The 23979-nt window shown below is 73.6% G+C and carries 18 protein-coding genes, 5 tRNA genes and 1 riboswitch; of the genes, 12 read left to right on the forward strand and 11 right to left on the reverse strand.

Going from position 1 to position 23979, the window contains the following annotated elements:
- Nucleotides 1-151: 151 nt before the first annotated feature.
- Entirely contained in the window at nucleotides 152-2227 is a 2076-nt protein-coding gene (locus ACZ3ZD_RS32360; protein ID WP_467405320.1) for an asparagine synthase-related protein, read from the reverse strand.
- Between the two features lie 724 nt (nucleotides 2228-2951).
- Here ACZ3ZD_RS32360 and ACZ3ZD_RS32365 point away from each other — a divergent pair.
- The 4 genes from ACZ3ZD_RS32365 (at nucleotide 2952) to ACZ3ZD_RS32380 (ending at nucleotide 7954) form a co-directional block, all read left to right on the forward strand.
- Nucleotides 2952-4376, forward strand: coding sequence for an MFS transporter (locus ACZ3ZD_RS32365; RefSeq protein ID WP_467405323.1), 1425 nt, complete (start codon nucleotides 2952-2954; stop codon nucleotides 4374-4376).
- 87 nt (nucleotides 4377-4463) lie between these two features.
- Complete coding sequence (lhgO, locus tag ACZ3ZD_RS32370; protein ID WP_467405325.1) at nucleotides 4464-5684, forward strand: L-2-hydroxyglutarate oxidase; 1221 nt, start codon at nucleotides 4464-4466, stop codon at nucleotides 5682-5684.
- 95 nt (nucleotides 5685-5779) lie between these two features.
- Entirely contained in the window at nucleotides 5780-6616 is an 837-nt protein-coding gene (trmB, locus tag ACZ3ZD_RS32375) for a tRNA (guanosine(46)-N7)-methyltransferase TrmB (protein ID WP_467405327.1), read from the forward strand.
- 42 nt (nucleotides 6617-6658) lie between these two features.
- Entirely contained in the window at nucleotides 6659-7954 is a 1296-nt protein-coding gene (locus ACZ3ZD_RS32380) for a PrsW family intramembrane metalloprotease (protein WP_467405330.1), read from the forward strand.
- A 160-nt stretch (nucleotides 7955-8114) separates the two neighbouring features.
- Here ACZ3ZD_RS32380 and ACZ3ZD_RS32385 read toward each other — a convergent pair whose 3' ends face one another.
- The 3 genes from ACZ3ZD_RS32385 to ACZ3ZD_RS32395 form a co-directional block, all read right to left on the reverse strand.
- Complete coding sequence (locus ACZ3ZD_RS32385; protein ID WP_467405332.1) at nucleotides 8115-9059, reverse strand: aldo/keto reductase; 945 nt, start codon at nucleotides 9057-9059, stop codon at nucleotides 8115-8117.
- 82 nt (nucleotides 9060-9141) lie between these two features.
- Nucleotides 9142-10179, reverse strand: a complete 1038-nt coding sequence (locus ACZ3ZD_RS32390) for a M23 family metallopeptidase (RefSeq protein WP_467405335.1) — start codon at nucleotides 10177-10179, stop codon at nucleotides 9142-9144.
- A 9-nt stretch (nucleotides 10180-10188) separates the two neighbouring features.
- Nucleotides 10189-10355: riboswitch (cyclic di-AMP (ydaO/yuaA leader) on the reverse strand.
- Between the two features lie 130 nt (nucleotides 10356-10485).
- A complete protein-coding gene (locus ACZ3ZD_RS32395) occupies nucleotides 10486-11664 on the reverse strand; it encodes a PP2C family protein-serine/threonine phosphatase (protein WP_467405338.1) in 1179 nt (392 codons plus the stop codon).
- Between the two features lie 124 nt (nucleotides 11665-11788).
- On the opposite strand from ACZ3ZD_RS32395, the gene ACZ3ZD_RS32400 reads away from it, so the two are divergent.
- Nucleotides 11789-11862: transfer RNA gene (locus tag ACZ3ZD_RS32400), tRNA-Met, on the forward strand.
- Between the two features lie 82 nt (nucleotides 11863-11944).
- Here the strand turns inward: ACZ3ZD_RS32400 and ACZ3ZD_RS32405 are convergent.
- On the reverse strand, nucleotides 11945-13075 hold the full coding sequence (locus ACZ3ZD_RS32405) for a dihydrofolate reductase family protein (RefSeq protein WP_467405341.1): 1131 nt from the start codon (nucleotides 13073-13075) through the stop codon (nucleotides 11945-11947).
- A 103-nt stretch (nucleotides 13076-13178) separates the two neighbouring features.
- Here ACZ3ZD_RS32405 and ACZ3ZD_RS32410 point away from each other — a divergent pair, with 103 nt between their 5' ends.
- Entirely contained in the window at nucleotides 13179-13691 is a 513-nt protein-coding gene (locus ACZ3ZD_RS32410; protein ID WP_467405344.1) for a MarR family winged helix-turn-helix transcriptional regulator, read from the forward strand.
- Nucleotides 13692-13787: 96 nt separating this feature from the next.
- Nucleotides 13788-14459, forward strand: coding sequence for a GTP cyclohydrolase II (locus ACZ3ZD_RS32415; RefSeq protein ID WP_467405345.1), 672 nt, complete (start codon nucleotides 13788-13790; stop codon nucleotides 14457-14459).
- A gap of 230 nt (nucleotides 14460-14689) precedes the next feature.
- Here ACZ3ZD_RS32415 and ACZ3ZD_RS32420 read toward each other — a convergent pair.
- From ACZ3ZD_RS32420 to ACZ3ZD_RS32440, 5 genes are all read right to left on the reverse strand, one after another.
- Nucleotides 14690-14762 (reverse strand) — tRNA-Lys (locus tag ACZ3ZD_RS32420).
- Nucleotides 14763-14861: 99 nt separating this feature from the next.
- Nucleotides 14862-16367: an amino acid permease gene (locus ACZ3ZD_RS32425; RefSeq protein WP_467405349.1), complete on the reverse strand. Its 1506-nt coding sequence runs from the start codon at nucleotides 16365-16367 to the stop codon at nucleotides 14862-14864.
- Nucleotides 16368-16502: 135 nt separating this feature from the next.
- Complete coding sequence (locus tag ACZ3ZD_RS32430) at nucleotides 16503-18638, reverse strand: DEAD/DEAH box helicase (RefSeq protein ID WP_467405351.1); 2136 nt, start codon at nucleotides 18636-18638, stop codon at nucleotides 16503-16505.
- Nucleotides 18639-18956: 318 nt separating this feature from the next.
- The gene (locus ACZ3ZD_RS32435; protein WP_467405354.1) at nucleotides 18957-19469 is read right to left on the reverse strand and encodes a hypothetical protein; all 513 of its coding nucleotides are present in this window, start codon (nucleotides 19467-19469) and stop codon (nucleotides 18957-18959) included.
- Between the two features lie 163 nt (nucleotides 19470-19632).
- The gene (locus ACZ3ZD_RS32440; protein WP_030348836.1) at nucleotides 19633-19983 is read right to left on the reverse strand and encodes a metallopeptidase family protein; all 351 of its coding nucleotides are present in this window, start codon (nucleotides 19981-19983) and stop codon (nucleotides 19633-19635) included.
- Between the two features lie 93 nt (nucleotides 19984-20076).
- Between ACZ3ZD_RS32440 and ACZ3ZD_RS32445 the strand changes: the two genes are divergently transcribed.
- The 5 genes from ACZ3ZD_RS32445 (at nucleotide 20077) to ACZ3ZD_RS32465 (ending at nucleotide 22769) form a co-directional block, all read left to right on the forward strand.
- Nucleotides 20077-21636 carry a metallophosphoesterase family protein gene (locus tag ACZ3ZD_RS32445; RefSeq protein WP_467405358.1) on the forward strand — a complete coding sequence of 520 codons (1560 nt, stop codon included), beginning with the start codon at nucleotides 20077-20079 and terminating at the stop codon, nucleotides 21634-21636.
- An 80-nt stretch (nucleotides 21637-21716) separates the two neighbouring features.
- A tRNA-Glu gene (locus tag ACZ3ZD_RS32450) sits at nucleotides 21717-21789 on the forward strand.
- A 36-nt stretch (nucleotides 21790-21825) separates the two neighbouring features.
- Nucleotides 21826-21900, forward strand: a tRNA-Asp gene (locus tag ACZ3ZD_RS32455).
- 24 nt (nucleotides 21901-21924) lie between these two features.
- Nucleotides 21925-21998: transfer RNA gene (locus ACZ3ZD_RS32460), tRNA-Phe, on the forward strand.
- A 111-nt stretch (nucleotides 21999-22109) separates the two neighbouring features.
- Complete coding sequence (locus ACZ3ZD_RS32465; protein ID WP_467405360.1) at nucleotides 22110-22769, forward strand: histone deacetylase; 660 nt, start codon at nucleotides 22110-22112, stop codon at nucleotides 22767-22769.
- 69 nt (nucleotides 22770-22838) lie between these two features.
- Here ACZ3ZD_RS32465 and ACZ3ZD_RS32470 read toward each other — a convergent pair whose 3' ends face one another.
- Nucleotides 22839-23897 carry an ABC-2 transporter permease gene (locus tag ACZ3ZD_RS32470; protein ID WP_467405363.1) on the reverse strand — a complete coding sequence of 353 codons (1059 nt, stop codon included), beginning with the start codon at nucleotides 23895-23897 and terminating at the stop codon, nucleotides 22839-22841.
- Between the last annotated feature and the right edge of the window lie 82 nt (nucleotides 23898-23979).

The raw sequence follows: 23979 nt of genomic DNA on the forward strand, positions 1-23979 counted from the left end.
TCCCCCGGCGACGGCACGGCGGCGGCCCCTCGGGGGCGCGGGGGACCGCGCGACCAGCCACCGCGCGGCCGTGGGCGGACAACGACACCGGCCCCCGGTTCTCCCCGGCATCGCGCACCCCCGGCGACCGCACCCGCCTCCGCCGGACGGCTCACGCCCCCGGCGTCAGCGCGCTCCTGCGCGGCTGGATCCCCGAAGGGACCGCGCGGGATCGGGTCGGGGTGCCGGTCCAGCAGGTGCCGCGGCGGGCAAGGAGGCGGCGGAGCCAGAGTTCGAGGGAGACGAGGTCGGCCAGGCCGTCCAGGGGGAGCGGCTCGCCGGCCGCGGCGGCGCGCACGGCCTTGCGGACGACACGGGCCTCCACCAGGCCGGCGTCGGCGAGCAGGGGCGTGGCGAACAGGTCCAGCAGGGGGTCGGCGGCCATCCGCAGGCCCGCGCGCGCGGCCGCCGCGGACGGGGCGTGGGAGGGGGCGCCCCAGCCGGGCGGCAGGTCGGTGACGCCGGCGCCCTCCAGGACCGTGCGCAGGATGGCGGCGCGGGCGCCGGGCTGGACGCGCAGGGCCTCGGGGAGGTCGCGGCAGGCGCGGACGACCTGGTTGTCGAGGAACGGCGCGTGCAGCCGCTGGGAGCGGATCTCCGCGGCCTGTTCCAGCACGCGCAGGTCGGCGGCGTGCCGGGTGAGTGCCGCCCGCGCGCGGTAGTCGCCGGGGCGCTGCACGCCGGTTCCCGAGCGTTCGGCCTCCGCCTGGAGCAGAACCGATACTTCAGCCAGTGCCTCACCCGTCAGCCACCGGGCGGCGGGCCCGGGTCTCGCCCAGGTGAGCGCGGCGAGGGAGGCGCCGACCGCCCCCTTGGGCTCGTCGAAGCGGCGCCGCATCAGCCGCTCGGCCAGCACCTCCAGGCCCGCCCGGTACGGGGTGCGGGCCAGGCGCCGGGCCGCGCTGTACACGCGCGCGGGGACCAGCACCGAACCGTCGGCGCGGGCGAGCGCGGCGACCGGCCGGACCAGGTGGCGCCGCCGGCGGTCGACCAGGAGGTCGGCGAGGCGGGCGGGGTGCGCGTCCAGGACCTGGCGGGCGCCGTGGCCGGTGAAGTGGTCGGCGCTGCCCGCGGCGAGCCGCGCGCGGTGCCGGGCCGCCTGGACCAGGGAGGGGCCGGGCTCGTCGGTCAGGGGGCCGTCGAGGTCGGCGTACGGCAGGGTCTCCTCGGCGCCGGTGACCACCACGTGGTGCAGCCGGGGGTTGGCGGCCAGGGCCCCGGCGCGTTCGAGTTCGGCCTCGCGGCCGGTCACGGCCAGATCGTTGAACGTGACGGCGAGGAGGCGTTCGCCCGCGCCGGTGCCGTGGCCGAGGAGCGTGCCGGGTCTGCCGGGCAGTCCGGCGGCCAGCAGCGCGAGGGTGCCGGAGGCGGGCCCGCCGGAGAGGTCGGCGCCGATGCCGGGAACCGGCATCCCGCGCGCGGCGCGCCGCTCGGCCGGCCCCATGCCGGGCACCGGCCCGGGGTCCAGGTCGGGCACGTGCCGGGGTGCCGCCAAGCGGGTGCGGACGGCCTCCACGAGCGTGTCGCGCACGGCGTCCACGGCGCGGTCGGGGTCGGCCGGGGGCGCGGCGACGGCGAGGGAGGCGACCGGCTCGTACCCGGCGATCTCGCGTGCTCCGGCGCGCAGCACCAGCGCATGCCCCGGCGGGATCCGCCGTACGCCGTCGTACGGGGTGGTGTCGCGCAGCGCGGCCGGTACGTCCGGGGCGGCCAGCAGGGCGGCGAGGTGGGTGAAGTCGAGGTTGGCCTCGACCAGGTCGGCGAGGGGCAGCGCGGCGGTGGCGTAGGCCGTGCCGCCGGCCCACGGGGTGTAGAACACCGGCCGGGCGCCCGCGAGATCGCCGCAGACGGTGATGCGGCGGCCGGCCTGAACGACGGCGGTGTAGCTGCCGGGCCAGGTGGTCAGATGGCGCAGCGCGCCCCCGCGCGCGGTGACCAGGCCACGCCGCAGCTCCTCGTCGGTGGCGCCGCAGATGCCGAGGACGGCGATGCGGTGCTGGGCGTCGGCGTGCACCACGCGTACCTCGTCCGGTCGCCAGTCGCCCACGGCCCACAGCGGGTCCGGGTCGCCCCACAGGAGGTGGGAGCCGACCGGGTGAACGGTCTCGCCGTCGTAGCCGACGGCACCCGCGGAGCCGATCCCGGCGGCGCGCGCGGCGGTGCTGCTCCACCCCACCAACCACCGCATCGACGCCTCCACAGGCTGTGGACAACCAGTGCACCGTACGAACCGGTTCCCCATGCTGCCATGAAGGGCGCGCGGGAGAGGGGCGGCGGCACCGCCTTGGAGCGTGGGAAGTTCCCAGGACGGGCCCGGGAGGTTGACGGTCGGACGGACCGAGCGGAGGGGGCCGGTCCGGACGGGGGCCGGGCGGCACGGCGCGAATGCGCCCCCAATGCGCTCCCCCAAACCGCCCTTCGCGCCGTCAAGTTGCATGGTCGGAGCGGCAATTCATCGCACCGGCGAGGGGTCGATTTTCGGCCAAATAACGGGAGAGACGCGGGAGATGAGCACGCTCCGTACAGGCCTGCGAAGCGTGCGTTCACGCGTACGCGCGCACGGCCCGGGAGGCGGGCATCGCCTCCCGGACCGGTCCGCCACCCGCGGGGATGAAGGTGGCGGTGTCCCCCAGCCCACTGGATCCAGTACAGCGGGCCGACCCACGCAGGTGCCATGGAACCGCTCCCCCGGTGGCCGGAGAAGAGCGCACGGACGGGCGCACGGCCACACGCGCGGGGGCACGCGGCGACAGCCCGTGCACACTCCGTACAGGGCCGCCCCTGCGTACCGACCACAATCCCGCCAACCGGAACAATGCCCCTTAACGCTTGGGATGCGGCGAACTACGCTGGGTTTACGAATGCCGCGTGGTTATGCCAGTACGGCAGCCGTCTGTGTCGAGGGGTGGCGCATGTCCAGGGAGCAACGCGGGCCGAACGAAAAGCTCGGCGCCGTTCTCGCCCTCGCGGGAATCAGCAACGCCGGTCTCGCGCGTCGCGTCAACGACCTCGGCGCACAACGCGGGTTGACGCTTCGCTACGACAAGACGTCGGTGGCGCGCTGGGTGTCGAAGGGCATGGTGCCGCAGGGCGCGGCGCCGCACCTCATCGCCGCCGCCATCGGCCAGAAGCTCGGCCGGCCGGTGCCGCTGCACGAGATCGGCCTGGCGGACGCGGACCCCGCGCCCGAGGTCGGCCTCGCCTTCCCCCGGGACGTGGGGCAGGCGGTCAGGTCGGCGACCGAGCTGTACCGCCTCGACCTCGCCGGCCGCCGCGCGGGCTCCGGCGGCATCTGGCAGTCGCTGGCCGGGTCGTTCGCAGTGAGCGCATACGCAACGCCCGCCTCACGATGGCTGATAACCCCCGCCGACAGCTCGGTCGCACGGGAGGCGGGCTCCGCCGAGGACTCGGGCGCACCGCTCAAAGTCGGCCACAGCGATGTGCAGAAACTGCGGGAGGCCGCCGAGGACGCCAGACGGTGGGACTCCAAGTACGGGGGCGGGGACTGGCGTTCGTCGATGGTGCCGGAGTGCCTGCGGGTGGAGGCGGCACCGCTGCTGCTCGGGGCGTACTCCGACGAGGTCGGCCGCGCCCTGTTCGGCGCCTCCGCTGAACTCACCCGGCTCGCCGGGTGGATGGCCTTCGACACCGGCCAGCAGGAGGCCGCGCAGCGGTACTACATCCAGGCGCTGCGGCTCGCGCGCGCGGCGGCGGACGTCCCGCTGGGGGGCTATGTACTGGCCTCGATGTCGCTCCAGGCGACGTACCGGGGCTTCGGGGACGAGGGCGTGGACCTCGCGCAGGCCGCGCTGGAGCGCAACCGGGGGCTGGCGACCGCCCGCACCATGAGCTTCTTCCGGCTGGTCGAGGCGCGGGCACACGCGCGTGCGGGCGACGCGCAGGCGGCGGGTACGGCGCTGAAGGCGGCGGAGAGCTGGCTGGAGCGGTCCCGGCCCGGGGACAACGACCCCTCGTGGCTCGGTTTCTACGGGTACGACCGGTTCGCCGCGGACGCCGCGGAGTGCTACCGGGACCTGAAGGCGCCCCGGCAGGTCCGGCGGTTCACCGAGCAGGCCCTGTCGAAGCCGACGGAGGAGTTCGTGCGGTCGCACGGGCTGCGGCTGGTCGTGTCCGCGGTGGCCGAGCTGGAGTCCGGCAACCTCGACGCGGCGTGCGAGCAGGGGGTGCGGGCGGTGGAGGTGGCCGGGCGGATCTCCTCGGCGCGTACCACCGAGTACGTGAAGGACCTGCTGCACCGGCTGGAGCCGTACGGGGACGAGCCGCGGGTGGTCGAGCTGCGGGAGCGGGCGCGGCCGCTGCTGATGGCTCCGGCGTAGGGACCTTCGGCGCACCCCTGGGCGGTCGGGCCGTACCCCGGTGTTTGAAGGCGTTGTCAGTGGCGCAGTGCACTATCGGAGGCGGAGGTGGTGCAGGTGCGGGCCGGGGCGTACGACTGTGATGTGCTCGTGATCGGCGGGGGGATCGTCGGGCTGTCGACGGCGTACGCGATCACACGGGCCGCGCCGGGCACGCGCGTGACCGTGCTGGAGAAGGAGCCCGGCCCGGCGCGGCACCAGACCGGGCGCAACAGCGGGGTCATCCACAGCGGGATCTACTACCGGCCGGGCTCGCTGAAGGCGCGGTTCGCGGTGGGGGGCGCCGCCGAGATGGTGAAGTTCTGCGCCGAGTACGGCATCGCGCACGCCGTCACCGGCAAGCTGATCGTCGCCACGGACCGCGAGGAGCTGCCCCGGCTGCACGCGCTCGTGCAGCGGGGCCGTGAGAACGGCATCCCGGTGCGGGAGCTGGGGCCGGCCCAGATCACCGAGTACGAACCGGAGGTGCGGGGCCTGGCCGCCATACACGTCGGTACGACCGGGGTGTGCGACTTCGTGGGCGTCGCCCGGCAGCTGGCGCGGGCCTCCGGGGCGGAGATCCGGTACGGCGCGAAGGTCGTGCGGGTGGACCGGCGCCCGGAGCGGGGCGTGGCCGTCCTCACCGCGGGCGGGGACGTCGTACGCGCGCGCGTGCTGGTGAACTGCGCCGGGCTGTACTGCGACGAGGTGGCCCGGCTGGCCGGCGACGAGCCCGGGGTGCGGATCGTGCCGTTCCGCGGGGAGTACTACGAGCTGGCGCGGCCCGAGCTGGTGCGGGGGCTGGTGTATCCGGTGCCGGACCCGGCGTTCCCGTTCCTCGGGGTGCATCTGACGCGCGGGATCGACTCGGGCGTGCACATCGGCCCCAACGCGGTGCCGGCGCTGGCCCGGGAGGGGTACGGCTGGGGGGACGTACGCCCCCGGGAGCTGGCCGGGACCGTGGCGTGGCCGGGCTCCTGGGCGATCGCCCGCCGGCACTGGCGGTACGGCGCGGGCGAGCTGCGCCGCTCGGTGTCCAAGGGCGCGTTCCTGGAGGCCGTGCGCAGGCTCCTGCCCGGCGTGGAGGCCGAGGACCTGGTACGCGCCCCGGCCGGAGTCCGCGCGCAGGCGGTCCTGCGCGACGGCACGCTGGTGGACGACTTCCTGATCCGGGAGGGCCCCCGCACGGTCCACGTCCTCAACGCCCCGTCCCCGGCGGCGACGGCATCCCTGCCGATCGGCCGGGAGATCGGACAGCGAGCCCTGAAGATGCTCACCGCGACCGACTGAGCGGCCATCGACGCGCAGGCACGGGGGGTGCTTGCGGCGGTCGGCGAGGCCGCCGGGTCGGTGATCGGGGCGGGCGCCGTAAAATCGGGACTATTGTGGCTGACTCCCTTGATACCCCCGACGCCCCGCTCTCGGCGCCCCACGCCCCCGGTGTCCCCGTCCGGCACACCCGGGCCAAGGGTGAGCCGCGCTTTCCCGACGGGCCCAAGGCGGATCCCGCCGGGTCGCACTTCGAGCGGCGGATCCGCAGCTTCCAGCCGCGGCGGAGCCGGGTGACGGCCGGGCAGGCCGACGCGTTGCAGCGGCTGTGGCCCACGTGGGGCCTGGACATCGACGGGCAGCGGGTGATCGACCTCGGCGAGCTGTTCGGGAACGACCACCCGGTGGTCCTGGAGATCGGCTTCGGGATGGGCGAGGCCACCGCGCGGATGGCCGCGGCCGACCCGGACACCAACATCCTGGCCGTCGACGTGCACACCCCGGGCCAGGGCAATCTGCTGAACCTCGCCGACCAGCAGCGCCTGTCCAACGTCCGGGTGGGCAACGGCGACGCGATCATCCTGCTCCGGGAGATGCTCCGCCCGGACGCGCTGGACGGACTGCGCGTCTACTTCCCCGATCCCTGGCCCAAGAAGCGCCACCACAAGCGCCGGCTCATCCAGCCCGAGTTCCTCACCCTTGCCGCGACCCGGCTGCGGCCCGGCGCGATCGTGCACTGCGCGACCGACTGGGAGCCGTACGCCGAGCAGATGCTGGACGTGCTCACCGCGCACCCCGACTTCGAGAACACCCGCCCGGACGGCGGCTTCGCACCGCGCCCCGACTTCCGGCCGCTGACCCGTTTCGAGGGGCAGGGACTGGACAAGGGACATGTGGTGAGCGACCTGTTGTTCCGGCGCGTCCCGCACCGCACCGCCGAGCAGGACCGGTAATCCGCTCCAGCCCCTCGTCCCGCCACCGTTAGGGTCGATGCCGTGGCCACCAGTCCTCCGTTTCCGCCGTACCCCCCGCGCCCCGGCGACGGCGCGCTGCGCCACCCGCACTGGTGGCAGCGCAGGTGGGTGCGGTACGGGGCACTGAGTTCCCTGCTGGCCCTGTCCGGCCTGGTCATCCTCGCGCTCGTGCGGCGGCAGACCGGCACGGAGGGCTTCCTCGTCGGGCTCGGGCTGGCCGTGCTGCCCGTGCCCTGGCTGCTGGCCGCCTTCCGGTGGCTGGACCGGGTGCAGCCGGGCCCGTGGCGGAACCTGGTGTTCTCCTTCGCCTGGGGAGCCTGTGCGGCGGCGCTGATAGCCATCGTGGCCAACAGCTTCGCGACCAAGTGGATAGCCACCTCGACCGCGGACCCGGCCAGCGCCGACACGCTCGGCGCCACGGTGATAGCCCCGATCGTGGAGGAGTCCGCGAAGGCCGCCGCCGTGCTGCTGGTCTTCCTCTTCCGCCGGCGCGACTTCACCGGGATCGTGGACGGAGTGGTGATCGCGGGGGTCACCGCCACCGGCTTCGCGTTCACCGAGAACATCCTCTACCTCGGTACGGCCTTCGGGACCGACCAGCTCACCGGCGGCCGCGGCATCGCCTCCGTCACCGCCGCCACCTTCTTCGTGCGCATCGTGATGTCCCCGTTCGCGCACCCCCTGTTCACCGTGCTCACCGGCATCGGTTTCGGCGTCGCCGCGCTGTCCGCCGAGCGGCAGCATCTGCGGCGGGCCCTGCTGCCGGTCTGCGGCCTGCTCCTCGCGATGGGCATGCACGCCTTCTGGAACGGCTCCTCCACCTTCGGCGAGTACGGCTTCTTCGCCGTCTACGGCGCCTTCATGGTGCCCGCGTTCGGGCTGCTCACCTGGCTGGCGGTCTTCACCCGGCAGCGGGAGCTGCGCACCGTGCGGGCGGAGCTGCCGGCGTATGTACTGGCCGGCTGGCTGGGCCCGGCCGAGCCGTTCGCGCTCGGGTCGATGCGGGCCCGGCGGATGGCCCGGGACCACGCCCGCCACCACCACGGGCGCCCGGCGGCGCGGGAGGTCGCCCGGTACGAGGCGTACGCCACGGCGCTGGCCTTCCTGCGGCAGCGGGGCCGGGCGGGGAAGGCCGGCGCCGACTTCGTCGTACGGGAGCGGGAGCTGCTGGACGAGCTGTGGAAGCGCAGGCAGGTGGCCCGGCCGGCCCTGGAGTACGCGAGCCGGGCCTCCGTACCGGCGCCGGCGTACCGGGGTGCGGCGCCGTACGGGTATCCGGCGGTGCCGTACGCCGCGTACAACCCCTACCGGACGTGAGCGACCGCCGGGGCCGACGAGCGCCCGGCCCCGCCGGACCGGGCGGACCGGACAGGCAGGGCGGCCAGGGCCAGGCCCTCTCTCTCGGATCTCGCCGGCGTCGCGGGGCGCCGGAAGCACCGCCACCCGAAGCCGGCCCGGTCCGAGGGAAAGGACCTAGCTAGGCGGAGGCCTCCGTCAGCCGGGTCAGCTCGGTGTCCGTCAGCTTCAGGTCCGCCACCCCCACCAGCGCGGGCAGCTGTTCCACCGTCCGTGCGGAGGCGATCGGGGCCGTGATCGACGGCTGGGCGGCGAGCCAGGCCAGGGCCACGGTGGCGACCGGGGCCTCGTGGGCCGCGGCGACCTCGTCCAGGGCCGCGAGGACCCTCTGGCCGCGCTCGGTGCCGAGGTACTTCTCGGCACCGCCGGCGCGGGCGCTGTCGACGGTCGTACCGGGCCGGTACTTGCCGGTGAGGAAGCCCGAGGCGAGGGAGAAGTACGGGACGCCGGCCAGGCCCTCGCGGACGGCGAGGTCCTGCAGCGGGCCCTCGTAGGTGTCCCGGGAGACCAGGTTGTAGTGCGGCTGGAGGGCGACGTAGCGGGCGAGGCCCTCGCGGTCGGAGAACTCCAGGGATGCCCTGAGGCGCTCGGCGGTGATGTTGGAGGCGGCGATGTGCCGGACCTTGCCGGCCTTCACCAGCTCGTCCAGCGTGCCGATGATCTCCTCGACCGGCACCTCGGGATCGTCGTAGTGGGTGTAGTAGAGGTCGATGTAGTCGGTGTCCAGGCGGCGCAGGGAGGCGTCGGCCGCGGCCTTGATGTTGGCGGCGGACAGCCCCCGGTACCGCGGGTGCTGGCTGACCTTGGTGGCGATGACGACATCGGAGCGGTTGTCGCGGGCCTTGACCCACTTGCCGATGATCGTCTCCGACTCGCCGCCCTGGTTGCCCTCGACCCAGGCGGAGTAGGCGTCGGCGGTGTCGATGAAGTTGCCGCCGGCCGCCGTGTAGGCGTCGAGGACGGCGAAGGAGGTCTGTTCGTCCGCGGTCCAGCCGAAGACGTTGCCGCCCAGGGAGAGCGGGAAGACCTGGAGGTCGGAAGTGCCCAGTTGGCGAAGTGACGTCATACGACATGTCAACGCCGGCGGCAGAAGATCGCATTCCGCCGCCGGCGCCGAAATTCGCAAAGCCCCCCGCGGAGCGCGGGTGTCAGGGGGTGAGGCCCTTGCCGTGCAGCCACGCCATGGGGTCGATCGCGCCGGGCTGGCCGCCCGGGTGGACCTCCAGGTGCAGGTGCGGGCCGGTGACGTTGCCGGTGGCGCCGACGCGGCCGATGACCTCGCCGGTGGAGACCTTCTGGCCGGCCTTGACGTTGATCGAGGACTGGTGGCAGAACCACAGCTCGGTGCCGTCGTCCAGGGTGAGGATCGTGCGGTAGCCGTAGGAACCGGCCCAGCCCGCCTCGGTGATCGTGCCGCCGTGGATGGCCTTGATCAGGGTGCCGGTGGGAGCGGCGAAGTCGAGGCCGGTGTGGTGGCCGGAGGACCACATCGAGCCGGCCTGGCCGAAGGTCGAGGTGATCGTGTACGCGGAGGTCGGCAGCGTGTACTGCTTGGCCAGCCGGGCCAGCCGGGCCTCCTCGGCCTTCTTCTCGGCGGCGGCCTCCGCCTTCTCCTTGGCCGCGGCGGCCTGGGCGGCGGCCTCCTTCTCGGCCTGGGCGGCGGCGTCGGCGGACTGCCGGTGGGCGGCGGCGAGCGCGGCGGCGGTGGCCTTGCTCTCGGCCTGGCCCTGCTGATGCTCGGCCTGGGCCATGATCCGGTTGCGCAGCGCCTCGCCCGCGTCGGTGCCGTCCTCGCCGTCGGCGGTGGCCACGGCGACGCCGCTGAGCGTGGCGGTGGCGGCCTCGGCCGGCTGGGAGCCGTCGGAGCCGTGCGCGAAGAGGGAGCCGACGGAGGGCAGGTCCGGCAGGGAGAGGGAGACCGGTGGCTTGCCGGTGTTGGCGCTGGCCATGCCGCCCGCGCCGACCGCGGCGATGACGCCGACGCCGAGGACGGTGGAGCTGCGCGCGAAGCCGCCGCGCTGCTTGGCGACGCGGTGCCGGCCACGGACCGGGGTGACGGACTCCTCGGTCGGATTCCACTCCTCCCAGGGGCCCTCCGCGGCACGGTAGGAGCCGTACCCGAAGGTCTCGGTCTCGCGCTCGGCCGGTATGAACGGGGCTTCTGGGGCAGGCCGGTTGGACGCCACGCGGGCGCGCTCCTTTCCTTCCGCCGCCTACCGGGTTAGCTGACGGGTTCGGAGCAGGAAGGTCTCCTACGCGCGTATAACCGGCGTGACCTGCACGAGTTCACGGCGGTATCCGCGTGATTCACCCCAAGGTGGTGGTTCCCCGGTTCCCTTGCGGGATTCGGCGCGTGCGCACGGAGCCGCCTCTGGTGACGGCTGGGACGACCGCGCTGCGTTATCGAACGTTAATAGACTTGCGAGTCACTTTCCAAGCCGTTCGCCTTGATCATTAACGTTTTGTCGGGCCGGGCCTTTCGGTGGGAACCGTCATGGCCGTCGGACGGCGAGCAGCGCCATGTCATCGGTCAGGTCACCGCCGCAGTGCCGGCGCACGTCCGCGGCGAGCCGGCCGAGCAGCGCGGCCGGCCCGGGGAAGACGCGTCCGGCGAGCCGCCGCCCGGGGTCGAAGAACCGGCCGTGGGCGTCCCGGGCCTCGGAGAGGCCGTCGGTGTGGAAGAGCAAGGTGGCGCCGCCCGGGAAGCGGGCCTCGGTGGCCCGGTCCGGCCACCGGCCCAGGTCGGCCATGCCGAGCGGCAGCGCGGGCTCGGCGGGAGCCAGGGTGCACAACGTGCCGTCGGCGTGCAGCAGCAGCGGCGGCGGATGGCCGCGGTTGACGATCCGTACCACCCCGTCGTCGTGCGGGAGTTCGGCGAGGACCGCGGTGGTGAACCCCTCGAAGGCGTCGATGCCGTCCCGCCGGGTGCCCTCGCGGGCCAGCGCCCGCTCCAGCCGCTCGGCCACCCGCTCCAGCGTGGTCTCCTGCTCGGCCGCCTCCCGGAACGCGCCGATCACCACGGCCACGGCGGCCACCGCGCCCATGCCCTTGCCGCGCACGTCCCCGACGACCAGCCGGACGCCGTGCGGGCTGTCCTGCACCGCGTACAGGTCGCCGCCGATGAACGCGTCCTGGCGGGCCGCTTCGTAGCAGGCGGCGATCTCGAAGCCGCCGATCCGCGCGGCGGGCTCCGGCAGTACGGCCCGCTGGGCGGCCTCGGCGATCTCCCGGGCGGAGGCGAGCCGCCGGTCGCCGCGCCGGACCACCCGGTTGATGGCGGCGGCGAGCAGGGCGACCGTGGCCACGGTGACCACGTCGGTGACGGTGCCCACGGTCGGGTGGGCACCGGCGTCGGTGTGCACGGCGTAGGCGGCGGCGAGGGAGGCGAGGCCGGCGAGGACGGTGGTGCGCAGCGCGGACAGGGGCGCGGCGACCAGCGGGGCGGCGGTGAAGAACGGGACCGGGGTGAAGTCGTCCGGGGTGAGCAGGCCGTACAGGACCCCGCAGCCGACGAGGAGCGCGGGCAGCGCGCGGGCCACACCGCGCGGCCTCGGGCGGCGGGCCCGCGCCGGCGCGGGCCCGCCGCCGAGCCCCGGGTCGGGTACGGGGTCGCCGGGGAGCCGGCCGCCCGCCCTGGCGTACGGGCTCTCCTCCACCTTTCCAGGGCGCACCGCGTGTCTCCCACATGTCCGACGTACCTCCAGGTTTCCGGGCCCCGGGACACCGGGCGACCCCGGTGGACCGAAAGGGGTGTGCGAGCGGTCCCGCGCATGGCGTACACTGGAGTCACAACGACGCGGGGTGGAGCAGCTCGGTAGCTCGCTGGGCTCATAACCCAGAGGTCGCAGGTTCAAATCCTGTCCCCGCTACTGAAACCCAGGGCCCGGAATCCCAAGGATTCCGGGCCCTGGGTGTTTTCCCGCCCGTCCGCCGGGGCGGACGGGCGGGCGCTCACAGCACGTGCGCGTTCGGCGCCTTCGCGAGCTCCTCCAGTTCGGGGAGTACGACCACCCGCGCACCCCCGGCCGCGAGCACCCCCGTCCCGTCGGCCGCGTGCACGAACGTGTCGGGTTCCCGCCACGCGGTGACGACCCTCCGCACCCCCGCCCGCAGGATCAGCTCCGCACAGGGCGCCGGCCGGGACGCGCGCCGGGCGCAGGGCTCCAGGCTGCTGTACACCGTGGCACCGGGCAGCCGTGCGTCACCCGGGGCGATCTTCGCGAGCGCCGCCTCCTCCGCGTGGACCACCGGATCGGCGCCCTCCCGGGAGTGGCCCCGGGCCAGCTCCGTACCGTCGGCGGCGACGACCACCGCGCCGACGCTGAACGCCGTCCGCGACGGCGGGCACTGCGCGGCCAGCTCGCAGGCGGTGCGCAGCCAGTGGCGGTCCGCGGCGGTGGGCCGCGCGCCGGTGCCGGGGGCCGTCGGCGCGTACCGCATGAGGACGACGTCCTCGATCCGGCGGGTGTCCAGCAGGCGCAGGCGGCCGCCCTGGTAGGCGCCCGGCCCGAACAGGCGCGGGGCCGCGGGGTCGCCGACGAACAGCGGGGCGAGGACCAGCTGGAGCTCGTCGGCGAGGCCCTGCTGGAGGAGCTGGGTGTGGACCGTGCCGCCGCCCTCGACCATCAGGCGTCCGACCCCGCGCACCTCGTGCAGGTGTTCCAGCAGGTCCCGCCAGTCCAGCGCGGGGCCGAGCGGGACGACGTCGGCGGTGCGCCCGAGGAGGCGGGCGGCCCGTTCGGCGCCCCGGTCGGTGGAGTAGACGAGCTTGTCGCCGCCGGTGTGCCAGAAGCGGGCGGCCGGGTCGAGGTCGCCGGTGGCGGTGACGGTGACCTTCAGCGGGTACTCCGGCCTGCCCGCCGCCGTGCGGGCCGCGCGCCGCTCGGCCGAGTTGACCAGCAGGCGGGGGTTGTCGGCGCGGATCGTGCCGGCGCCGACGAGGATGGCGTCGACGCCGGCCCGTACCGCGTCGACCCGGTCGAAGTCGGCCGGGCTGGACAGCAGCAGCCGCTCGGGGCCGGTGTCGTCCAGGTAGCCGTCGAGGGAGACGGCGGCGGACAGCAGCACGTACGGCAGGGGCATCGGCGCGCTCTCTTTTCCGGAGGCGGGGGGCGGGTGGCCGTACGAGTGGTCCGGCGCGGTCGTACGGCTTGGTTCAAGTTTGAAACAAACCTACACTGGCGGCATGACGACCCGCTGGCTCACCCCGGAGGAACAGCGCGCCTGGCGCGCCTACATCGCCGCCTCCCGCCTCCTGGAGGACGCGATCGACCGGCAGCTCCAGCAGGAGGGAGGCATGCCGCACCTGTTCTACACGGTGCTGGCCACCCTCTCCGAGGCCCCCGAACGGCGGCTGCGCATGACCGACCTGGCCGAGAAGCTGAAGATCACGCGCAGTCGGCTGACGTACGTGGTGACCCGGCTGGAGCGGGACGGCCTGGTGCGCCGGGAGGACTGCCGCCAGGACAAGCGCAGCTCGCTCGCGGTGCTGACGGACGAGGGGACGGCCGTACTGGAGCGTACGGCGCCCGGGCACGTCGGGACGGTGCGTGCCGCGCTGTTCGACCGGCTCACGCCGGAACAGGTGGGGCAGCTGGAGGAGATCTGCACCGGGATCGCGCGCGGGTTGCAGGGCGAGGACGCCGGGCCCGGCGCCGGGGACGTCCCGTGGCGGCGCCGGTCGTCCTGCTCGCCGTAGCGACCCGAGCGGCTGATTGCTTTAACTCTCAAGCAAAGGTAGGGTCCCGTTGAAGCACTGCTTCAAATCTGAAGCACATTCCCGGGAGGGACCCGCATGCCCGACATCACCGCCGCCACCCCGCGCGCCCGCGTCCGGGTACCCCTGCGCTTCGCCGACGGCTACGGCGCCGACGCGGAACTCGTCACCTTCCACGGCCTCACCGACGGCCGGGAGCACCTCGCCCTCGTCCTCGGCGAGCCCGGGCCGGTCCCGCTGGTGCGTTTGCACTCCGAGTGCCTGACCGGTGACGTCTTCGGCTCGGCCCGCTGCGACTGCGGCCCGCAGCTGCGCGAGGCGGTCGAGCGCATCGCCGTCCACGGCGGCGTGCTGCTCTACCTCCGGCAGGAGGGCCGGGGCATCGGCCTCTACAACAAGCTCGACGCGTACGCCCTCCAGGACCAGGGACTCGACACCTACGAGGCGAACACCGCCCTGGGCCTCCCGGAGGACGCCCGCGACTACACGGCCGCCGCGCAGATGCTCACCGCCCTGGGCGTCACCGAGCTGGACCTGCTGTCCAACAACCCCGACAAGGCCGGCCAGCTGCGCTCGCTGGGCCTCACGGTCCGGGACCGGGTGCCGACCGGCGTCTTCCCCACGGCCCACAACGTCCGCTACCTGCGCGCGAAGGTCCACCGGACCCAGCACACCCTGCCCCTGACGGAACTGACGGAACCGACGGAACTGACCGAGCTGACCGAGCTGACCGAGCTGACGGCGGGCTAGGACCGGCGGGCCGGGAGGGCCGCGAGGGCCGGAAGGGTCGCGGTGACCGCGCGGGTGAGACGGAAGCCGGCCGGGGCCCGGTCAGACCGCAGCCGATCCGCCGGCCACGAGTGCTCCCGCTCACGTACCGCTCACGCACCGGCCCGAAAACGAGGCGGCGCCCGAGCCGGCCGAAGCCAACTCAGGCGCTGCGCCGCGGGTCAGGGGCCATATCCCCCGCCCGCCCTCGGTAGGCCGTGTGGGACTCGAACCCACAACCAAGGGATTAAAAGTCCCCTGCTCTGCCAATTGAGCTAACGGCCCGTGCGGTGATGCCTGTCCGAGCATAGCCGGACGCGGCCGTGTCGCCGATCGGGTATCGGCGACACGGCCGCGTCGGGGCCGGCGGAAGCGGGGGGATAGTTACTTTTCGGCCGGGATGGGATCCGGGGCCGGGCGCCGGGTGAGGAACCAGTGGCGGGCCGAGGCCAGCCACCAGCTCGCGGCGAAACCGAGGACGACCAGGACGGCCACCGGGGCGTAGTTGAAGGTTTTCCAGGTGACCGGGGAGACCTGGGGCAGCATGAAGAGGACCGTGATCAGCACGACCCAGGTCACCGAGACGATCCCGACGACCCCCGACCACCTGCCCAGGTGCCAGGGGCCGGGGGTGAACGCGGTGCCCTTGCGGACCCGGAGGTAGGTCGGGATGACGTACGCGATGTAGAGGCCGATGACCGCGATGGACGTCACCGCCGCGTAGGCCGTCGTGTTGATCAGGTAGGGCAGGCCCAGGGCCAGCGCGCCCAGTGCGGCCAGCCAGACCGCCGCCACGGGGGTGCGGGTGCGGGGGCTGACCGTGTGCCAGACGCGGGAGAAGGGCAGCGCGCCGTCCCGGGAAAAGGCGTAGATCATGCGGCTGTTGGCGGTCACCGAGGCCATGCCGCAGAAGAGCTGGGCGCCGATCACCACCAGCAGCAGGAGCTTTCCGGCCGTGGCGCCGAGGGCGTCCAGCAGGATCTGGGCGGGCGGGGCGCCGGTGGGGGACGCGAGTTCGCGGTCGTAGGACTGGATGGCGAAGGTGAAGCCGAGGAGCAGGACGAAGCCGGCGATCCACGAGGTCCAGATCGAGCGGACGATGCCCCTCGGGCCCGCGGTGGCCGCGTCGCGGGTCTCCTCGGTCATGTGCGCGGAGGCGTCATAACCGGTGAAGGTGTACTGGGCCATCAGGAGGCCGAGCAGGACGACGTACGGGCCGCTGCCCCAGCCCGTCCCGTTGACGAAGTGCGTGAACACGAAGGACGCCGACTGGTGGTGGGCCGGGACCAGCGCGAGCGCGGCGACGATCACCGCCACCCCGAGGACGTGCCACCACACGCTCACGCTGTTCAGGAACGCGACGATCCGCACGCCGAAGGTGTTCAGCAGGCCGTGCAGGAGCAGGATCGCGGCGAACAGCGCCACCGTGCGGCCCGGGGTCACCTCGAAGCCGAACTGGAGGTTCAGGTAGGCGCCGAGGAAGGAGGCCGCGCCGAAGTCGACGCCCGCCGTCACCGCCACCTGGCCCAGCACGTTGAACCAGCCCGTGAACCACGCCCAGGCCGCCGCCGAACGCGGGGGCGCCAGCCGGTGGGCCCAGAAGTACAGGCCGGCCGAGGTCGGGTACGCCGAGCAGATCTCGGCCATCGACAGGCCCACGAACAGGGTCATCAGACCGACCGCCACCCAGCCCCAGGTGATCACGGCCGGGCCGCCGGTGGTCATGCCGAAGAGGTAGAGGGTCAGGCAGCCGGACAGCACCGAGATGATCGTGAAGGAGACGGCGTAGTTCGAGAACGCCGACATGCGGCGGGCGAGCACCTGGGTGTAGCCGAGTTGGGCCAGCCGTTCCTCGTCCGACGGTCCGGCCGCTCGCGGGTCATCTGTCATGCCCCCAGCAATTCCCTCGCCGGAGGCGTGACATGCGTCACCCGGTGACCGGAAAACGCCCCCGGGCACGCGGAAGGGCCCGTACGAACGTGTCGTACGGGCCCTTGCGCTACTGCTTCACCGCCTCACTGGGCGTCAGCCGTTGCGCTTCCAGCGCGGCTTGTCCTCGCGGCGGCCGAAGGAGCCGTTGCCGCGGTGGTCGTCGCGGCGGCCGTAGGGGCGCTCGTGGCCGCCGGTGCGGAAGCCCGGGCGGTCGTCGCGGCGGTCGCGGTTGAACGGGCGGTCGCTGCCCCGGTGGCCACCGCGCTCGTCCCGGCGGAACCCACCGCGGTCGTCACGGCGCTCGAAGGTACGGCCACCACGGTCACGGTCGAACGGACGGCGCTCGCCGCGCTCACCCCGGTCGCCGCGGTCGTCGCGACGCTCGAAGGAACGGCCACCACGGTCGTCACGGCGGTCGTCACGGCGCTCGAAGCCACGGCCGCCACGGTCGTCACGGCGCTCGAAGGAACGGCCACCGCGGTCGTCACGACGGTCGTCGCGACGCTCGAAGGAACGGCCACCACGGTCGTCACGACGCTCGTCGCGACGCTCGAAGGAACGGCCACCACGGTCGTCACGACGGTCGTCACGGCGCTCGAAGGAACGGCCACCACGGTCGTCACGACGCTCGAAGCCACGGTCGCGGTCGAAGCCGCGCCGCTCCCGGCGCTCGTACGGCGCCGAAGCCGCCGGACGCTCCTCGCGCTCGGTCTCGCGCTGCGCCGGCTCCTCGACCTCGGCGAGCTGCTCGGCCGCCGTCGCCTGGGCCTCGGCCACCGCCGCCTCCGGGTCGTCGCCGCGCTCGCGGGCGACCCGGGCGACCAGCCGGTCGGCCTCCTCGCGCAGCTCGGTCGCGCGGCGCTGGGCGCGCTCCAGCTGCTTGGTGAGCTGGGCGACCTCGCGCTCGGCCTGCTGGGCGGCGTTGCCCGCGGACTCGGCCTGGACCTCGGTCATGGAGCGGGCGCCGGTGATCTCGGCGACCTCGGGGTCGAAGGCGGCGCCGCCCTGGATGATGTGGCGGGCCGCGTCGACGCCGGCGTCCTCCATCAGGCGGAAGATCTGGCGGCGCTGGTGCGGCAGGGAGAGGGAGACCACGGTGCCGGTACGGCCGGCGCGGGCGGTACGGCCGGCGCGGTGCAGGTAGTCCTTGTGGTCACCGGCCGGGTCCACGTTCAGCACCAGGTCGATGCCGTCGACGTGGATACCGCGCGCGGCGACGTCGGTGGCGACCAGGACGTTGACGTAACCGTCCTTGAAGTCGGCCAGGGTGCGGGTCCGGGCGCCCTGGGTCATGCCGCCGTGCAGCGCGTCGGCCTTCACGCCGGACTCGCGCAGCTGCTCGGCGACGCGGTCGGCGCCCAGCTGGGTGCGGACGAAGATGATCGTGCGGCCCTTGCGGGAGGCGATCGCGGCGGTGACCGGCGCCTTGTCCTTGGGCTTCACGATGAGGATGTGGTGGGACATGGTCGTCACCGCGCCCTGGGCCGCGTCCACCTCGTGCAGGACGGGCTCGTTCAGGTAGCGGTCGACCAGGGTCCTGATCTCGTTCTCCATCGTGGCGGAGAAGAGCATGCGCTGGCCGCCGGCCGGCACCTGGTCGAGCAGCTCGGTGACCTCGGGCAGGAAGCCCAGGTCGGACATCTGGTCGGCCTCGTCCAGGACGGCGATCTGCACGTCCTCCAGGGAGCAGGCGCCGCGGTTGATGATGTCGCGCAGGCGGCCGGGGGTGGCGACGAGGACGTCGACGCCGCGCTCCAGGGCGTAGATCTGGTTGCCCATGGAGGTGCCGCCGCAGACGACCTTCATCTTCAGGCCGAGGACGTCACCGTAGGGCTGGAGGGCGTCGGCGACCTGCATGGCCAGCTCGCGGGTCGGGGTGAGGATGACCGCGCGGGGCTTGTGCTTCTGCGTCCGGCCGCCGGCCAGCTGGGCCAGGGTCGGCAGGCCGAAGGAGAGGGTCTTGCCGGAGCCGGTGCGGCCACGGCCGAGGATGTCCTTGCCGGCCAGGGCGTCCGGGATGGTCGCGGCCTGGATCGGGAAGGGGGTCGTCACGCCGTTCTGCGCGAGCTTGCGCACGATGCCCTCGGGGAGGCCGAGGTCGGCGAAGGTGGTCTGGGGGGTGGTGTCAGCGGCCTCGGGGGCCTCGGTGACCTCGGTCGTCACGTCGATGAGTTCGGTGTCGTTCTCGTTCTCGGACACGACGATCTGGTCAGTACTGGACACGGACATGCGAATGCGAAACCTTCCGGAGTCTCTTCGGCACGCGCCCGTCAACTCCGTGTTTCGCTCACGACCGCCTCAATGCGGTCCGCCACGGCAAAGGAGAGTACGCGCCACACGGCGCGCTCTGTGGTGGCGCCGGGCAAATGGGATCAAACGATCTACCACCATACGCACCTCCCACCCCTGAAGGCAAACCGGCTCATGGAGACCCTGGTCACGCCCTGGTCCTCCCCTTCGGCTCGGGTCGGCTTCGGGTGTCGGAGCGTTCCTGCCGACCCGAGCGTGCCAGCCCCCGCGACGCCGTCGGGATCCGAAGGAGAGGGCCTAGGCGGGCGCCCCCGCCCGGGGCGCCGGTTCCCGCTGCACCAGCTGCGGGCCGGGCTCCTCGTGCGCCGACGAGGAGGGCTCGGCCGACGGCGGCTCCGAGACGGGCGGCGGCGGGGTGGAGGCCGGCGGCTCGGGCGGGGCGGAGGCCGCCGGAGGCGTCGGCGGGGCGTCGGTCGGCACCGGGTCCCCGGGCTGGACGGTCCGGCCCGGCGCGGCCGGCGCGTGCGAGGCGCTGCGCGCGGCCGACGGGGTGGCCGACGCCGAGGCCGACTTCCCCTTCTTCGCCCTGCCGCCGTGCCCGTGCTTGCCGTCCCCCACGCTGCCCTGCTCCCGGGCGAGGCCGCCCACGCCGTCCACCGGGCCGCCGTCGGGCGCCTCGCCGCCGCGCTGCCCCGCCGGGTGGGAGGGCCGGGCCCGGCCCGCGTCGTCGCCCACGTTCACGCAGCCGGCGGCGGCGGTGACGGCCAGGACCGCGGCGGCGAGACGGACGGGTACGTACAAGGGGCGCACGGCGGCCACCTCCGGGGGCAAGGAAGAAAGTCAACCTCCCCAACTCCCGCCGCCCACAAGAGGACACGCGCCCCGTACGCATCGGCGCCCCGCACGCACCGCCCCGGCGTGCACCGGCCCCCGCCCCGCACGCCCGTGCCCGGTCATCCGTACCGGAGCCCGGTCATCCGTACCCGAGGGCGTGCAGCCGGGCGTCGTCGATGCCGAAGTGGTGGGCGATCTCGTGGACGACGGTCACCTCGGTCTCGGCGACCACGTCCTCGCGGCTCTCGCACATCCTGAGCGTCGGCCCCCGGTAGACGGTGATCCGGTCCGGCAGGACGCCCGCGTACCACTCGCCCCGGTCGGTCAGCGGTGTCCCCTCGTACAGCCCGAGCAGCTCGGGATCGTCGGCGGGCGGTTCGTCCTCGACGAACACCGCGACATTGTCCATCAGCCGTGTCAGCTCCGGCGGGATCCGGTCCAGCGCCTCGGCGACCAGTTCCTCGAACTCCTCGCGCGTCATCTCCAGCACAGGGCCATTGTCCGGTAACGGCGCCGCATATCCACCGTGGCACCTGGGCATACGGGACCAATGGCCCGCGCCCCCCGCTCAGCCCTGAGCACCATGCTGACCCGGACCTCGCACCGCACCACGGACCGCTCCCGCCCGCTGCCCTCCCTCGAACCCGCCGCCCGCCCCCGCCCCTGGCTGCGCGCTCTCGGTCTCGCCGCGGTGGTGCTGGTGGGCGCCTGGCTGGGTCTGCTGATCGTCGGCAACGTACGGGCCCCCGTCGGCCCGATGGACACGACGATGGCGCTGCGCCCCTCCCTGACCGGCGGTACGAAGATCAACGTGTCGCCGCTGGGCGCGCTCAGCCTGGACAGCCATGTGGCCCCGGTCCGTCTGGACGTGAACGTCGACCAGCTGGACCCGCTGCGTTCGCAGGAGCTGGTCGACCACCCGGAGCGGATCTCCGGCCTGCAGCAGGAGATCGCCCAGGACGTGCAGCACGGCGCGCTGGACCTGGCCGTGCGCTCCTGCGTCGCCGTGGTCTCGGGGGCCACCGCCCTCGGCCTCGCCGTCTACCGCCGCCCGCGCCGGGCGCTGGCCGCCGGCGGGCTGGCCCTGGTCCTGCTGGCCGCCTCGGGCGCGTCGGCGTACGCCACCTGGAACCCGAAGTCGGTCCTGGAACCGAGGTTCTCCGGGCTGCTCAGCTCGGCGCCGTCCGTGGTGGGCAACGCCCGCAGCATCGTCACGGAATTCAACGTCTACCAGCAGGAGCTGGCGCGCCTGGTGACGAACGTGACGAAGCTCTACGACGTCACGTCCACGCTCCCGGCGTACCGGCCGGACCCCTCCACCATCCGGGTCCTGCACGTGTCGGACATCCACCTCAACCCGGCCGGCTGGAAGATCATCGCCTCGCTGGTGAAGCAGTACCAGGTGAACGTGATCGTCGACTCCGGCGACACGATGGACCACGGTTCGGCGGCGGAGAACGGCTTCCTGGACCCGATCCGGGACCTGGGCGTGCCGTACGTCTGGGTGCGCGGCAACCATGACTCGCGGACCACCCAGCGCTACCTGGAACGCATGAAGAACGTGCATGTCCTGGACGACGGCCGGGCCCGGACGGTGGCGGGTCTGCGGTTCGCGGGCATCGGCGATCCGCAGTTCACCCCCGACCGCTCGGCGGCACCCGGCGGTGAGGCGTCCGAGCGGCTGGCGGGCGACCGGCTGGCCAGCGCCCTGCGCGACCAGAAGGCGGCACACACCCCCGTGGACGTGGCGATCGCGCACGAGCCGACCGCCGCCCGGGAGACCGACGGCGAGGTGCCGCTGGTGCTGTGCGGGCACCTGCACCACGAAGGCACGGAGCTGCTGCCGTACGGCACCCGGTTGCGCATGGAGGGGTCGACCGGCGGCAGCGGGCTGCGGGCCGTGGAGCGCAGGTACCCCGCCCCGATCGAGGCCTCGATCCTCTACTTCGACCGTGACAGCCACCGGCTCCAGGCGTGGGACGCGATCAAGCTGGGCGGTCTGGGGCTGACAACGGCGGAGGTCAGCCGCCACCTGGCGGACGAGAACCAGCCGGGCGGCCCCGGCGCCTCGCACTCCCCCTCCCCGGGGGTCAGGGGCGCCTCGCGCTCCCCGTCTCCGACGGCTCCCGCGACCTCGCCGTAAACCGTTTTGGCGATACCCGGCGCCATCCCATATGCTTCTCACGTCCCCGACGCGCTGACAAGCGCCCAGGCGGGCCGATAGCCCTCATCGTCTAGCGGCCTAGGACGCCGCCCTTTCAAGGCGGTAGCACGGGTTCGAATCCCGTTGGGGGCACGCATTACCGTGTGCGACACTGTTGCACGCACGCTTGGTCCTGTGGAGCAGTTTGGAGTGCTCGCCACCCTGTCAAGGTGGAGGCCGCGGGTTCAAATCCCGTCAGGACCGCTGGTGTTTCACGTGAAACACCGTGGCTGGGTAGCTCAGTTGGTACGAGCGTCCGCCTGAAAAGCGGAAGGTCGCCGGTTCGACCCCGGCCCCAGCCACAGCCGCCCTGAACAGGGCAGAGGCCCTCTCCACGAGCGTGGAGGGGGCCTCTTTCGTACCGGCTGTTCCCGTATCAGCCCCGCCCCGGCACACCGACGGAGTACCGCCAGGTGAAGGCCCTACCGAGCATCGATCCGACCCTGCCGCTCGACTGGTATCCCGAGCGGGTCTGGTACACGTCCTACGGCTCCAACGTGCACCTGGACCGGCTCGCCGCCTATCTCAGGGGCGGGCACCTGCCCGGCGGGGCCCGGGAGTACCCGGGGTGCCGCGACCCCGCCATGCCGGCCCGGTCGATCCCCGTGGAGCTGACCGGCGCGATGTACTTCGCCACCAGGTCACCCGTGTGGGGAGGCGGGCGCGCCTTCTACGACCCCGAGGTGAGCGGGCGGGTGCTGGCCCGGGCGCACCTGGTGACCGCCGGCCAGTTCGCCGACATCGCCGCTCAGGAGATGTACCGGAGGCCGGGCGCGGACCTGGACCTGGCGGACGTCCTCAGCCGGGGGCGTGCCGTGCTGGGCGAGGGCCGCTACGAGACGCTGGTCTGCCCCGGCCAGGTCGACGGCCTGCCGGTCCTGACCTTCACGGCACCCTGGGGGATCAACGACGTGCAGTGGGTTCCCCCCTCCGCCCCGTACCTCCGCTTCCTGGCCTCGGGCCTGCTCGCCACCGGCGCCTGGGACCTGGACGCGGTCGTCTCCTACGTCGCGGCCTGCCCCGGCGCCAGCGACCACTGGTCACCGCGGGCCATCGCCGCCCTCCTCGACTAGCCCGGGGTACCGGAGGCGGATCTCCAGAGGGCTGGTGACGGCCGGCGCCGTGCTGGCCGCCACGCCGGCCTAGCCGGCGTGGGCCGGCCGGGTCGGGCGGCCGCCCGGGTGGCGGTGGCGCCAGATCACGAAGACCGCGCCGGACAGGACCGCCCAGCCCGCCAGCACCAGGAACGGGAACGCATGCTGGTACCCGGGGAAGTACACCGCGGTGTGCTGGGCGTTCACCGAGGCGCCGGGCGGCAGCCAGCGGCCGATCGTGCCGAGCGGGGACGGCAGCAGCGGCCAGGAGACGGCGCCGCCGGACGACGGGTTGCCCAGCAGCACCATCAGGCCCCAGGTCGGCAGCATGGCCCAGCGTCCGACGAGGGTGTTGAACATCGTGAACACCAGCCCGGACGTGAACATCGTCAGCGCGAGGATGGCCCAGGACTCGGCGAACGGCAGCCTCAGCGCCCCCAGCCACCAGTCCACCACCGCGGCGATCGTGAACGCGCCGAGCAGCGCGTAGGCGACGATGTAGGCGATGCGTTCCAGCGGATTGAGCGCCGCCGCGTGCACGCTGAGCTGGATGGCCCCGATGAAGCCCATGATCACGGCGGCGAGGGTGATGTAGAAGATCGCCAGTCCGCGCGGATCCCCCTTCTGCAGCGGGTTCAGGTCGTGGACGGCCACGGGGGTGCCCGTCGCCCTGCTCACCTTCGCCGCCGACTGCGTGAGCACCTGGGCGACCGTCGCCCCGGACGCGCCGGACACGTCCAGGGTCAGCGTCCGGCCGCCGGCGGGCGCCTCGAACACGGCGAACACCTTCTGCTGCTCCACCGCCCGCACCGCGGCCCGCCGATCGCCGTAGGCGGTCGTCTTCAGGGAGGCGCCCAGGGCCCGCTCCATGCCGTCGACGAACCGGCGGGCGGCCGGCTCGCGGTAGGCGCCGATCACCGCCGTCGGAATGCTGTGCGGGGTCGGGTTGGCCATGGCGTACGTGTAGGAGCCGGCGAAGAGGCCGGCCGCGGCGGCGACGATCAGCGCCAGGACCGTGGCGGGCAGGAAGGGGGACTCCCGGAAGGCGGCCCAGCGTTCCGCGCGGGTCGGGCGGCGGCCGTGCTCTCCGTGCGGCGACTCGGGCATACCGTACAAACTAGGCCAATCAATAGGCTGCCGCGCCCCCGTGAAATCGTTCGCGTGATTTTCGGCCGAGGTGAGATCCTGG

It is taken from the genome of Streptomyces sp. NPDC023481, assembly GCF_055560195.1.